The sequence below is a fragment of the Vibrio sp. BS-M-Sm-2 genome (assembly GCF_041504345.1).
Taxonomy (GTDB): domain Bacteria; phylum Pseudomonadota; class Gammaproteobacteria; order Enterobacterales; family Vibrionaceae; genus Vibrio; species Vibrio satsumensis.
The window spans coordinates 33435-47754 of the sequence record NZ_CP167894.1; the positions used below are offsets into that span (position 1 = coordinate 33435).

A 14320-nucleotide genomic window follows, 5' to 3' on the forward strand; every position below is an offset into this window, starting at 1 on the left:
ACACACATACCGTAACAAGATTAAGATTCTTGAGTGATTTGCTCGATGTCCACTATCTTTGAACGGTTCATTACGATTTTCCAACGGTAATAGGTCGGTTCGTTATCGTGATTGTTCTCTTTAATGATTAGGTTGAGCAAGTGACGCTTTTCTACGGATTCACGGCTAACTTGCCCTTCATTCAAGCGATACACCTTATTTGATCCCTTATCCATCAAACGGGTCAGCGCTCTGAGACTGATAGATAGTGTTTCACGAGTCTCTTCATAACCACTCATGAACGTCGACGTCGACATCTCCGTATGCGAACGGTAATGCAATATTTGCTCTTCGCGTTGAACGACACGCTTCTTACGTATCGATTGAATACGGTCTGCTAACTTGGAGAAATTCGCATAGTCCAACCATTCAAGCTTATGGCCGACAGACTTATTGGTCGTTGGGTCATAGTAACGACGCTTCCATTTCGGCTTGCCTTTACGCAGCCAGCGCCAAAGGATGTCTCTCAAGTCATCTTTGAAGATTTCACGCAACGCATAGATAAATGACATCGACACGATGAAAGAGGCCGTAATTTCGCCCAAGAAATCACGGGCCAAAATGACGGTTGTCGTCACCACCACCATAACTAAGCCAGTCGCGATACCTTTAACGGCACGTTTGACGTTTTTACCCATGGAGGTGGTCTTCTCCTTGAGTACGATAGGGTGTTCTATCAAACGTCGCAGTAGTCTCATCTTATTACTCAGACGGGTGACGTCTTCACGTACTTTAGCTGAGTTGTAGCGATTAAGTTTTCGATGGGCTGTCTCTTTTTCACAAAGCGTCAAGAGGCGCTCTTTTATCGTCGAGTATTCGCTGCCACGTGGCATATGTGATACCAAAGATAAGAACTTTTGCTCCGTATACCAAGAAAGGTAATTATCGATATTGGCATAATAGCGCTTTAGGTTTTCTTCATAAGGAATACTACGACGAAGCTTCTTCAAGATGTCTAACGCGAGCTCAATGACTTCATCAACCTCATCAGCTGTTACGTCGTCACTATCAGTTTTATTCAAGCTGTTTACTGCTTTATCTAAAGCAATAACATATTGGTAGGCGAACAAACTCAAACTGACACGATACTGTGTTGTCGATAAGCGTCCACGTTTTGCCAAGCGGCTATGTACTAGTGGTAATAGTGTCTTGTCACTATAGTAAGCGCGCTTTTGAGTAATTGAGCTGTAGAAAAAGGCACTTTCAGAAAGTACTTCAGGAGTCAGTCCGAGTTCACCGGGAATGAATAGATAAACGTCCATGTCGAGCTTTTTGGTCTTCGCCATCGCATGGTTAATTTTAAGTGTTATCGCATCTTGTTTGTCAATGGTGATCAACGATGTCTCCTAGAATGTAAAAATATGAATGAAACTAGCGAAAGCATATCAGAGATCACGTATAATCTCCGCCAAATTTAAAGTAGAGACAATCTTGATGATTAATATTGGTCAAATAAACAACTTAGAAGTAGTAAAACAAGCAGACTTCGGTGTATTCCTTGACGCTAGCGACTATGGAACCGTGTTGCTGCCGAAACGATTTACTCCTGAAGGTGTTGAAATTGGTCAAAAGCTAGATGTGTTCTTATACATTGATTCTGATAACCAGATCGCTGCAACCACTGAAACCCCAATTGCCCAAGTAGGCCAGTTTGGCTTGATGACAGTTGAAGGTGTTAACAGTACGGGGGCATTCATGAGCTGGGGCGTGAAAGGTAAAGACCTTCTTGTTCCTTTCAGCGAGCAGCGCGGTCGTTTAAACGAAGGCCAGTCAATCTTAGTCTATGTGTATATCGATAAAGCATCGAGCCGCATTGTAGGTACAACAAAGTTCAACAAATGGTTAGACAACACACCTGCGACTTATAAGCAAAATGAACAAGTGGATCTTATAATCGCTGAACGTAGCCAATTGGGTTACAAAGCGATTGTGAACGGTGAACACTGGGGTATGATTTTCCCGTCAGACATTATCGGTAAGCTGTTCATTGGTAAAACGCTAAAAGGCTACATTAAAAACGTTCGTGAAGAAGACGGTAAGATTGACTTATCTCTTCAGAAGATTGGTGTAGCTAAAATGGATGACCTGAGCACAAAGGTTCTTGACCTACTTGAAAAGAAAGGCGGTTACTTGCCTCTGAATGATAAGTCTTCTCCTGAGGTTATTTTCTCTGCATTCAGAACCAGCAAGGGTACTTTCAAGAAGACGATAGGTGGTTTGTACAAATCTGGTAAGATCACTATCGACAAAGAAGGTATCAGCTTAGTTAAATAAGCTAACCTGTCGGTCAAAAAAAAGCCCAAACCTTCCTGTTTGGGCTTAGGGGAAAGGGCTCCGAAGAGCCTACGCTAATTGTTTTAATCTCTGGACCATAGATAGAAGTCTAGTTTAAATTCTCCAATAAGCGATTTTTGTTTTTTAAAATAGCGACTTGAATTGATATTTGTATAATTAAGTGTTGATTTTTCAGTGCTTCCCTTGAAATGAACTAGCCGACAAGAATAGAAAAAGCCCAAACAATGAATGTTGTTTGGGCTTTTTGTTTTTCTCAGTACAGTGTGAGCTTTAATCGAACGACTAGAAAAGGTTTTTGTCGCGTACTAGCTCTCTTGGTAAGCCGTTCTTCAGTCGGTTACCTACCCATTTACCAAGGCCGATGATTGCGCCGTTGTATTTTACTAGCACTTCGCCTTTGCCTGACAAGCCTTCTGGGCGAACGTCTCGGCCCATGAACCATTCTCGAGCATCTTCGATGCTGAGGTCTACGATGTTAGCTTCATTACCTGTCGCGAGCGTTGTCGCGACTTGGTGCTGCCATCGGTAACCTTTTTTATGGGTTTCCGCGATCTTAATTCCCATGCGAGAGAAACGGAATTCACCGATCATCGGCTCTAGCGCTTCTGGGAATAGCCAAACGTCTTTATCTCGAATCCAAACTTGAGTATCACTTGGCAATTCGATATCGAGAGTACACATTAGTTGTTCAGCGACTTCTTGCTGAGTTTTCTTTGATGCTTTCTCAAATGGGAATTTACCCATACGTTTTTTAACTTCTGGTGGAGTAACTGACGCTAATTTACGGATACGTGCAACGAAGAAACCTTCTGAGTCATACACCTGTGGGAAAATGTGTAGAAAGCCTTCTTCTGTTGTGGTTGCTTTCGCATTGTCGAACAGTGATTCAAGGGATTCGAATTCTACCGCATCACCAAAGGTCTCTTTTAGGTGATGGCACACTTGTTGGTTCTCTTCAGTACTTAACGTACATGTTGAGTAAACCAAAATACCATTAGGTTTAAGAGCATGAAACGCGCTTTCAATCAGATCTTTTTGAGTGTCAGCAATATCGACTACAGATTGATAAGTCCAGTTCTTCATCGCATCAGCGTCTTTACGAATGGTACCTTCGCCAGAGCAGGGCGCGTCTAGCAGCACAGCATCAAACTGTTCTGGTAACCAACCACCGAAAACTCGACCGTCAAAGTTACTTAGAGCGGCATTACGAACACCACAACGTTCGATGTTAGCGTGAAGGACTTTCACACGGCTTGCTGCGTATTCATTGGCAACCAATACACCGCGATTATTCATTAGCGCAGCGATTTGAGTGGTTTTAGAGCCTGGTGCAGCCGCAGTGTCTAACACCGCTTGGTAATCAGCTTCACCTTGGAAAAGTGCCGAAGGTGGCATCATCGAGCTGGCTTCTTGGATGTAGAAAAGACCAGACATGTGTTCTGCCGTATTACCTAGTGGCGCTTCACTCTCATCAGCTGTAATCCAAAAGCCCGTTTCGCACCAAGGTACAGGTTCCAGTTCCCAGCCTTTCTCTTTTGCTCGTAGGAGGAAGTCTTCAACACTGATTTTCAATGTGTTGACTCGAATACTTTTACGAAGTGGTTTTTGGCATGAAGCGACAAAAGAAGCCATATCTAGATGACTAGGCATGATTGCTTCGATGTGCGTTAGGAATTCTTCTGGAATATATACGTTAGCGTGCAAAAGAGTATCTCGATTTATTGCATTAATGCGGTGAGTTTAAAGCAAAATGAGGCCGTCCTAAACCATATTTATAGCAAACAACAAAAATGCAGCCTAATGGCTGCATTTTGATGAAGAATTAATCTTCCTGAAACGTGTGGGAATTCACTCTATGGGCGAGGAATCGCGGTTCTCCATGATTTCCACTCATCTTCGGCTTGAGGATAGAGATAGAAAGACTGATCTTCGCTTGCGACTGGTTGAAGTTCATTCGTCGGTGGGGTTGAGAATGTAATACCACCTCTTAATAAGCTGTCTACCGTTCCGGCTTTGATGTTTGCGCCTGACAGACCAATAGAGACATCGACACCCGACACGTTCCAGAACACAGTGTTTGCGCGAATTAGATACGCGTAATCAGGTTCTATTTGAATCGTAGATATAATGCGGTCGGCAAACTCGCCTAGCTGAACATCGATAACACTGCCGATTTCAAGTTCGCGGAATAGGATAGGTGTGCCTTCTGATACCGAGCCTCGCGTTTCGCTTTGTAGCTGGAATATTTTGCCTTCAGGCTGCACGGGTCCCTTGCTAAGCTCAAATTTCGTGTTTCTTTCACCTTTGCCCGGATCTACGTTGATGTGTTTAGAGAGCAGCGCAGAGACGTTTTTGATGCCGTTAAGGCCAATCTCAGGTTCTGCCAACCAGAAGTGACTGTTCGCCACGGCAATCTTGTCGACGTACTCAGGTAAAATACGCGCAGTAATCTCAATACCGCCTTTGTTGAAGTTCGGAATCACCAAAGTAACCTCACCAACAGTGACACCTTGATATTTGATCGCCATACCCTTGCTGACTTCTTGATCGCCAGAAGAGGTGATAGTAATCGCGCGGCCAAATTTTCGAGCGGATTTCGAATCTTTATAAAGCTTCCACACATCACCAAGTTTGTTGTCGATTCCCGGCAGAGAGTCAAAAGCAATACCGCCTTGGATAAGAGTTTTAACTGGCGCCGCTTTAATACTGATACCCGATAGTGACGCATCAACCTCAACGCCTGAACGGTTCCAGAAAACGGTATGCTTATTGAGCAAGTGCGTATAACGATTTTCGATCGTGACTTTGATTCTTACACCACCGTCTGCAAGCTGAAAATCAGAAATACTACCCACTTGTAGGTTGCGATAGAGTAGTGGGCTGCCTTTAGAAATTGAAGGTAACTCACTGGCAAACAACGAAAGCGTCTTTGAGCCGGACTGATTAAACTTAGCGATTTCTGCTAACGATTTACTTTGGAAAAGTTGGTAGTCCGTTCGAGCTTCAGATTTACCTTCACTTACAAAGCTAATCGAGCCAGTCAGAAGCTGTTTTGCTGGTGGAACAGTAACACTCAAACCTGATTCGGTAAGCTCCGCGGTCGCACTGCCTGTCACGAAGAAACGGTTGTGACTTTTGATAAGGTGCGCGTACTCGTTGTCGATAAGCGCATCCATGAACACTTCGTGCTTATCAGAGCCAGTGCCAACACCATCGACTAAGCCCACTTGGATGATAGAGCCAACAGCAATACCTTTGTAGAGCAGTTGTGTACCGACATCCAGTCCGAACGAATTGTTTGAGGTTAAGCGAATCGCAACGGATTTCTCTTGTTCCTGACTGAATTCGTTCTTACGGATCGCAGTAAATCGACGGGCTTTTTCACCTTTGCCCGGTACCAAGGTTAAAAAGTTACCTGTCACTAAGTTGGCAATGTTTTTCATGCCAGTAAGCGATAGTTCAGCTTCTTCTAGAACGAATTTACTGCCGCTATTTAAAAAGTCACTGAATGCAGGCTGGATAGCAGCGGATGCGACCACGTTTTCACGTCCTTCGCTTAAAGATAAGTCGGTGATTTGACCGATTTCAATGCCGCGATACATGATCGGAGCGCCCGTTGCACTGATCTTGTTATCATCGGGAACAGCGATCTTGATAGAGATACCACGACCTGCTGTTTTCAAATCTGGGTAGAGCTTGAACTTGGTGTTCATCTCAACCGGTTCGCCTTCTCCTGGAGAGTCCACGGCGATAGAGCCACCTAATAGGGCACTTAGACTTTCTAAGCGCACGTCAACACCTGAAAATCCAATACTGGCACCTAAGCCACTTACATTCCAAAAACGGCTTTGATCGGTAATGATATGGCTGTATTCATCTTTAATTGACGCTTGAATGGTTACGGATTTAGCGTTGTCGTTGAGCTGGTAGTTGTAAACCTCACCAATGGGGATTTTACGATAAACGATTTGAGAGCCAACAGACACACCACCTAGATCTTTGGTCGTCAATGAGATGTTTAGACCTTCAGAAGCCAGCAAATCAGAAGGGGACGACTCTAAAGCCTGAAAAACGGTTTCTGGCTCTTCTTTAGTTTCGCTAGGGTGTATAGCGATATAGTTACCTGAAACAAGTGCATCTAACCCAGAGATACCAGACAAACTGGCCGTTGGCTTTACGAGCCAAAAACGTGTGCCTTTTGATAGTAGTTTCTTCGCTTCTGGGTAGATGTCAGCATCGACATAGATGCTCGATAGATCTTTGGATAAGGTGATGTCGCGCACCATACCCACCTCTAAGCCTTGGTAACGAATCGTTGTTCGACCTGCGACTAAACCTGCGGCATCTGAAAAGTATATCTGAACACGTTGGCCTGCATCGTGGATCGATTTCATGACCAACCAACCGGCTAATGCGACGGTTAATATCGGCAGAATCCACAAAGGTGAGATGCCTTTGTTTTTCCTTACTTCTGGTGAATATGACGTTTGTGATTGGTTATCGTTGTTCATTCACTGACTCATCTTTAGAGGTGTAGTTATCCCAAATTAGCCTAGGATCTAAGCTTTCCGCTGCTAGCATCGTGAGAACAACCACGACGCCAAAAGCGACTGCACCATAACCTGGTGTAAAGTTTAAAATTTGTCCGCGGTCGACCAAGGTCATCATGATCGAAATAACGAATAGATCCATAACCGACCATTTTCCCACCCATTTCACGATGAAATAGATGGTCATACGTTGTCTGTGGTAAATCGTACGCTTCATCTTGATACAGATTAAGATGTACGCGAGGCCCAGTATTTTCGCGACGGGAACGACGATACTGGCAATGAAAATGATCGCTGCAATGCCATACATATCGCTATTTATTAGCGACGCGACACCGGAAATTATTGTGTCTTCTAGCCTTTGTCCGTTGGTGATAAGGATAGAAATCGGAATGACGTTGGCTGGCACAATAGCCACTGATGCGGCAAACAACAGTGCCCATGTCTTCTGTATAGAGTAGGGCTTGCGGTGGTATAAGTCATGGTGACAACGCACGCAAGTATGCCCATCCGGTTGAGATAGGTGGCAGTTGTGACAGTGTACGTTCTTACTTTCAGTAAATGAGTAGTCAGATTCTTTTGTCCAAGCTTCCCAGTAGCGACGCACGCTGATGCGGCTTACTAACAATACACTGAAAAGCTGCAGAAGAATGAGGCCAACCAATCCAGGGCCGACAAAAATATCTGAGTAATCTTGCAGTTTGAAACATGAGACCGCCAAACTTACCAGAAACACATCCAACATCATCCAATGTTTTAATGTCTGGATGATGGCTAACGCATACCTAAATGGTGTAAAAAATTTGAAGCGCAATGATAAATGGGTAATGAGTACCGATGTACACACGAGCAACGGAGCGATCGAACTGCAGAACAGGATCAGTAAGCCAAGCAGAGGGAAGCCTTCACCCATTAAAGTAAAGACGCCGGATGGTAATGTAGCAGGTATCATGACACCAATCAGGCGAATACTGATGAATTCAAAAAAGTGCGAGGGGATAAACAGCAATAAGCAGGTAATCGCAATTGCTAGGTTTCCAGAGAGGCTAGGGGTCCCGCCTCTATAAAGCTGAGTACCACACCTTGGACAGTAAGCAGATTTCCCCAAAGGGATGTCCATTTTATCTACGGGAAGCTCGCAGCCCTGACAAAGACGCACTGAGCTGCTATCGCATTGATGCTTCGTTGATAAAGGGGTGGTAACGGATGGGGAGGTCACGCGACCTCCCAAGTTGAAACGTTAGTCAGACTCGATGCCCGACTTAAAGACTCAGAACTATAAACATCAGGCGTGCGATTGCACACTGCCGTAGAGTGTTTGATAAAGTCCTTGTTGTTCAACCAATTCACCATGTGTTCCCGTCTGTGTGACTTGCCCATCTTCTAAAACATAGATTAGATCGGCTTGTTTCACCGCTGATAATCGATGAGCCACTATCAAAGTTGTGCGATCTTTCAAAAACTCGCTCAGAGCTTTATGCAGTGCCGACTCTGTTGCAGTGTCGAGTGCAGATGTCGCTTCATCAAGAATAACAAACTTAGGATTGCTCAGCACCATGCGGGCTATGGCTAGACGTTGTCGTTGACCGCCAGACAGTCGAACACCATTCCTACCAATTTGTGTATCCAAGCCATTACTCAGCTGCTTGATAACATCTTGCATTTGAGAGACTTCAAGCGCACGCCATAGCGACATTTCATCGTATTCAGCGCCAAGGGTCAGATTATGCCTCAATGTATCATTAAAGAGTATAGGTTGTTGTAAAACAACGGCAATTTCATTGCGGATAATATCAAAGCTGATGTCATCAGTTTTTTCGCCGTTATAGCGTATACAACCTGAATCAGCTTGATAAACCCCAATCAGCAATTGGATTAATGTCGACTTACCGCCACCACTCGCACCCACCAGAGCGACCTTTTTACCTGCAGGGATGTGCAGTGATAGGCTATTTAAAACAGTGTTTTCTAATGTGTAAGAGAATGTAACGTTTTCGATGTCTACCGTCACTTCTTGGTTTTCATTGAAAGGGTTTACCTTGCTTACTGGGCGATGCTCTTCTTCTAACTTCAGAAGATCATTGATTCGTTGTAGTGCCGCCTTCGCGCTATACCAAGAGAATTGAATCCCTAGCAGCTCTTGAACTGGGCCTAACATAAACCATAAGTAACCGAATACCGCAAAGATCTGACCGATGGTTAAGTCACTGAATAGCACCATTAACATCGCGACAGCTCGGAAAAGTTCAAAGCCTAATAGAAAGAGCAGAAACGAAACACGCCCAGCAGCTTCAGATTGCCATGCATATTTGTCGGCATCGATTCTTACTTGGTTCGCTTGAACCTTCAATTCATCTAGGAAGATACGTTCTTTGTTGGCTGCACGTAGCTGATAAATACCATCTAAGGTTTCAACCAAGCGGTTTTGAAAACGTTCGAAAGATTGGTTCTCGTACTTTTTAAGGTGCTTAACCTTGCTGCCTAGTTTACGGGAGAAATAAATCACAACAGGATTGACCAGTAAAATGAACAACCCTAATCGCCATTCTAACCACAATAACACGATCGCGGTGCCAAACACGGTTAAGAAGCTGATGAGGAACTTAGACAGAGTCGAGCCAATGAACTTATCTATCGTCTCTATGTCTGTTATCAGGTGGGCGTTGATACCACCGCTGCCTTTGGTTTCGTACTGTCTAATACTAATGCGGCCAAGCTTATCTATCATCTTGCTTCGCATTTGATAGGTAATTGTTTTTGAGACGAGTGTAAATTGACGCCCTTGCAGAATGTTTAACGCTTGGCTAACGGTGCGCATGATAATCACTAACAGCAAAGTTAGTGCTATATAGCCAGTCGGTGTTTGTAACGATGATGGAAGTAGGTGGTTCATCATCTCTAAGCCTGAAGCTGGCTTATCAAGTAATACTTCATCAACCATTAATGGCATGAGCAACGGGATAGGGACACTAATGAGAGTTGCAAATATGGCAATAATGTTAGCAAACAGTAATTTGGACTTGTGTTTTTTTACTTGAGTTATTAACCAAGAACGGCTAATAGTGTCTTTTGAATTGTTCATTGTAATGAGAATAAGTCCTATTTAGTTTGATGGCCGCATTCTACTGCGTTCTCTTGATAATGGAAGTCTCAATTTAATTGGAAGTTAATATGAAAATAGAACATTACCAACGCTTAACCAAACAAGCCGTTGCATTAATTGAATCAGAAACCGATCTAACTGCTAATCTTGCTAATATCAGTTCATTATTATTCATGGAATTGGATGAACTGAATTGGGCGGGTTTCTATTTAATGAAGCAGGACCAAGCTAAGGAAAAAGACGAACTTGTACTGGGTCCTTTCCAAGGTCAACCTGCTTGTGTACGAATTCCGGTAGGGCGTGGTGTGTGTGGAACTGCGGTTGCGACGAATACAGTTCAGCGCATTCATGATGTTCATGAGTTCGAAGGTCACATCGCATGTGACGCTGCAAGTAACTCAGAAATCGTCATTCCGTTCTCGATTGGCGGAAAAATCGCTGGCGTTCTTGATATCGATAGCCCAAATATTGGTCGTTTTTCTCAAATTGACGAGGACGGATTAACATTTTTCATGGCAGAAGTGGAAAAGCTGCTTAATTCGCACGCGAACAAGGCATAAATTATTCTCTTACTGTGGTTTTTCCCAAGCATCTCTCTATAATACGTAAAAATATTTTCTTAATGCTCGCGGAAAACCGCAAAAACCAGGAACCCACATGGAAAACACTGAAAAGTTAAAAAACAGCAAAGAAGTTATCGCATATATTGCTGAATGTTTCCCTAAATGCTTTACTCTAGAAGGTGAAGCGAAGCCACTTAAAATTGGTATTTTTCAAGATCTTGCTGAACGTCTAAACGAAGACGAAAAAGTAAGTAAGACTCAGCTTCGTGCAGCGTTAAGACAGTACACATCATCATGGCGTTACCTGCACGGCGTAAAAGCTGGCGCAGAACGTGTTGACCTAGACGGCAACGCGTGTGGCACACTAGAAGAAGAGCACGTTGAACACGCTAAAGCGACACTTGCAGAAAGCAAAGCGAAAGTTCAGGCTCGTCGTAAAGAACAAGCACAAAAAGCTCGTGAAGAAGGCAAAGCGAAACCTAAGGCGAAGAAAGCTCAACAGCCTCGTCGTCAAGCGCCTAAAGCACCAAAAGTAGAAAAGCCTGTAGAAACACGCGCTTTGAACGCTGACGAATTTATCGCTGGCAAAGAAGTAAATGTGAACATGGGTAAAGGAAACATGGCTGCGACCATTGTTGAAATCAATAAGGAAGATGTGCGTGTTCAGTTAGCAAACGGCCTACAAATGGTTGTTAAAGCGGAGCACTTGCGCGCTTAAAGGAGATACTCCTACGCATGAAATGCCGTTCAAAATTGACACTGATTGCTGCTAGCTTTTGGCTAGCAGCTTCAGCTCAGGCTCTCGAAGCCAAATTAGATCAGGACGATTTACCTCTACTCGCTCCTGAGGTCCAACACGAAACTGCTAGTAAACGTGTTACTTCTCGATTTACTCGTTCTCACTATAAGCACTTCAATCTCAACGATGATTTCTCTCAAGCTATCTTTAATCGTTACTTAGAGATGCTAGATTATAATCGTAATATCTTCACTCAAGCTGATATTGACTCTTTCGCTGCGTCTTCTACACAAATTGATGATCAGCTGAAATCGGGCAATAACCAGCTTGCATTCGATGTTTATAATTTGTCTATGCAGAAGCGTTTTGAACGTTTTCAATATGCATTGTCTTTGCTAGATACAGAGATTAAGTTTGATACCGATGAAAGTATTGAGCTCAATCGTAGCGAAGCGGAATGGCCAAAAGATATCGCTGAAGTGAATGAGCTTTGGAGAAAACGCGTTAAATACGATGCGTTGAATCTAAAACTTACTGGTAAAGAGTGGCCAGAGATTCAAGAAGTTTTGGAAAAGCGTTACAACAATGCGATGAAGCGTATTACGCAATCGCACAACGAAGATGCTTTCCAGATCTACATGAACGCATTTGCGCGTGAAGTTGATCCGCATACCAGTTACCTTTCTCCAAGAAATGCAGAGCAATTCCAATCTGAGATGAACCTATCTCTAGAAGGTATTGGTGCTGTACTTCAGATGACAGACGACTACACCGTTATTCGATCTTTAGTTGCTGGTGGTCCTGCGTCAAATAGCAAACAGCTGAGCGATGGCGACCGTATTGTTGGTGTTGGTCAAGATGGTGAAGAGATTGTTGATGTTATCGGCTGGCGTTTAGACGATGTAGTGCAATTAATTAAAGGACCGAAAGGGACCAAAGTTAAGCTACAGATCTTGCCAGACGGTAAAGATGCAAAAAGTCACGTTGTCACAATTGTACGTGATAAGATTCGTTTAGAAGACCGCGCTGTTAAGTCAGAAGTTATCGAGAAAGATGGCAAGAAGATTGGTGTACTAGAAGTACCAAGTTTCTATGTTGGCCTTTCTAAAGATACCGATAAACTGATCACCGAACTTAAAGAGCAAGGTGTTGAAGGTATTATTGTTGATCTGCGAAACAACGGTGGTGGTGCACTAACGGAAGCAACCGAACTCTCTGGTTTGTTTATCAAAGAGGGGCCTGTTGTTCAGGTTCGTGATAGCTACGGTCGTGTCAAAGTGAACAGCGATACTGATGGTGAAATCAGTTACCAAGGTCCTTTAACGGTATTGGTGAATCGCTACAGTGCTTCGGCATCTGAGATCTTTGCAGCAGCGATGCAGGATTACGGTCGTGCAATCATCCTAGGTGAGAACTCTTTCGGTAAAGGTACGGTACAACAGCATCGTTCTTTGAATCATATTTATGATTTGTTCGACAAAGAGTTGGGCTACGTTCAATACACGATCCAAAAGTTCTACCGAATCAATGGTGGTAGTACGCAAAACAAAGGTGTAGTGCCTGATATTGCTTACCCAACACCAATTGACCCGGCAGATACCGGAGAAAGTGTTGAAGATAATGCTCTACCTTGGGACAGCATTGATAAAGCAAACTACTCAGTGTTACAGCGTAACGACGAGCAAATTGCTGCTTTAACGGCTCAACACCAAGCTCGTATTGCGACAGATATGGAATTTGGCTTTATCGCGCAAGATATTGAAAAATATAAGGCAGATAAAGACGATAATGACCTTTCTTTGAATGAAAAGGTACGTCAGCAAGAGAGCGATGATGCGGATGTACTTCGTCTAGATCGTATCAATCAACGTCAAAAAGCTGCTAAGTTAGAGGCGTTTAAAACGTTGGATGATATTCCTAAAGACTATGAAGCCCCGGATGCTTATCTTGATGAGTCTGTTGCTATCATGCTGGATATGATCAAGAAATAGAGCAAATGCCTGTTAAAGGTAATTGTTTAAAGAAGCGAAATTTAAAAAGCGAGCCTAGGCTCGCTTTTTTTGTGCCTATGATTTGAAAGGAATATTTGATTATTTTGATTGAGATTGTCGCAAAGTACTTTAAATATTGAGGGGGATTTAGCTCTATTTTGCGGTCAATAATGACAGATAAGTTACTTTGCATTTGAAATTTAGTGACTTGGATCAAATTTTTTCGCTTTCTATTCATTACGTGCCTAAGCTTAAAGAAAATGAGGGGGCGCGTATGAAATGGATTCTACTATTTTTATCTTGTTTAAGTTTTGTGGCTTTCGGCAGTGAAGTAGCTCCGAGCAACCAACAATCAAAAAGTGATAGTAATCTATCTCATTTTGATCTACCTCTGTTGCTTGGCGATTGGTATTTGATGAATCCAGATCCTGAGCAAGGCACTGAAAACTTTAGAGCAATTAAGCTGACTCTTGATTCAAACTACTCATTTTCAATTGATATTCAAAAGAAAGACTACAGTGTGGATCATTGGGAAGGTTTGTATAACGCTAATGAAGACACGATTATTTTAGGTTTGAATACTTCTGAACCGCAGGTTTATGCGTACAGCAGTAACCACAATATGCTAAATCTTAACGGTGTTATGTTCACCAAAGCCTTGCCAAACGCATTAGCGGGGATCTGGTCAAGCGCCGAACTTTCCGGAAGTGATTTACGTGCGAGTAATATTCAAAAAATGGATTTGGTTCTTCAACCAGACTTTATATTCATGTTCCGAGTTTCCGATGAAGAAGGTGGTGAAGTCATTCGCCGCGGTGTGTACTACACCGAAGGCGACCAGCTAGTGTTACTTTATGAGAATGGTGAACATGGTACTCGTTACACACTGAACAGCGATGTGTTAACACTGCAAGGTGAAGAGGGAGACATGTTTGCGGTGCTCAATCGCATCCGATAATCGTGAGTTTTAGCAGTTAAGTCGTACTCGTTGATAATATTGTGCACAGTTCATTTCTTAGGCGTTCCTGTCTGATTTGATT

Annotated in this window: 10 protein-coding genes; 5 read left to right on the forward strand and 5 right to left on the reverse strand. The window is 43.2% G+C overall.

The window, feature by feature from the left end:
• Window positions 1-20: 20 nt before the first annotated feature.
• Complete coding sequence (locus AB8613_RS00085; RefSeq protein ID WP_372384152.1) at window positions 21-1376, reverse strand: hypothetical protein; 1356 nt, start codon at window positions 1374-1376, stop codon at window positions 21-23.
• 28 nt (window positions 1377-1404) lie between these two features.
• On the opposite strand from AB8613_RS00085, the gene AB8613_RS00090 reads away from it, so the two are divergent.
• Window positions 1405-2313: a S1 RNA-binding domain-containing protein gene (locus tag AB8613_RS00090; protein ID WP_186727996.1), complete on the forward strand. Its 909-nt coding sequence runs from the start codon at window positions 1405-1407 to the stop codon at window positions 2311-2313.
• A 303-nt stretch (window positions 2314-2616) separates the two neighbouring features.
• Here the strand turns inward: AB8613_RS00090 and rsmF are convergent, their stop codons facing one another.
• The 4 genes from rsmF to AB8613_RS00110 form a co-directional block, all read right to left on the reverse strand.
• Window positions 2617-4038, reverse strand: a complete 1422-nt coding sequence (gene rsmF / locus AB8613_RS00095; protein ID WP_372384153.1) for a 16S rRNA (cytosine(1407)-C(5))-methyltransferase RsmF — start codon at window positions 4036-4038, stop codon at window positions 2617-2619.
• 149 nt (window positions 4039-4187) lie between these two features.
• Entirely contained in the window at window positions 4188-6845 is a 2658-nt protein-coding gene (locus AB8613_RS00100; RefSeq protein ID WP_372384154.1) for an MlaD family protein, read from the reverse strand.
• Window positions 6832-8115, reverse strand: a complete 1284-nt coding sequence (locus AB8613_RS00105) for a PqiA/YebS family transporter subunit (protein WP_372384155.1) — start codon at window positions 8113-8115, stop codon at window positions 6832-6834. The genes AB8613_RS00100 and AB8613_RS00105 overlap by 14 nt, the downstream gene beginning before the upstream one ends.
• A gap of 54 nt (window positions 8116-8169) precedes the next feature.
• A complete protein-coding gene (locus tag AB8613_RS00110; RefSeq protein ID WP_136974298.1) occupies window positions 8170-9966 on the reverse strand; it encodes an ABC transporter ATP-binding protein in 1797 nt (598 codons plus the stop codon).
• 89 nt (window positions 9967-10055) lie between these two features.
• Here AB8613_RS00110 and AB8613_RS00115 point away from each other — a divergent pair, with 89 nt between their 5' ends.
• The 4 genes from AB8613_RS00115 to AB8613_RS00130 all read left to right on the forward strand — a co-directional run bounded on the left by AB8613_RS00115 (window position 10056) and on the right by AB8613_RS00130 (window position 14238).
• Window positions 10056-10547, forward strand: coding sequence for a GAF domain-containing protein (locus AB8613_RS00115; protein ID WP_086711493.1), 492 nt, complete (start codon window positions 10056-10058; stop codon window positions 10545-10547).
• 97 nt (window positions 10548-10644) lie between these two features.
• Window positions 10645-11268, forward strand: coding sequence for an RNA chaperone ProQ (proQ, locus tag AB8613_RS00120; protein WP_017057223.1), 624 nt, complete (start codon window positions 10645-10647; stop codon window positions 11266-11268).
• A 17-nt stretch (window positions 11269-11285) separates the two neighbouring features.
• Window positions 11286-13280 carry a carboxy terminal-processing peptidase gene (gene prc / locus AB8613_RS00125; RefSeq protein ID WP_372384156.1) on the forward strand — a complete coding sequence of 665 codons (1995 nt, stop codon included), beginning with the start codon at window positions 11286-11288 and terminating at the stop codon, window positions 13278-13280.
• Between the two features lie 274 nt (window positions 13281-13554).
• Window positions 13555-14238, forward strand: coding sequence for a hypothetical protein (locus AB8613_RS00130; protein WP_285955039.1), 684 nt, complete (start codon window positions 13555-13557; stop codon window positions 14236-14238).
• Window positions 14239-14320 lie beyond the last annotated feature (82 nt).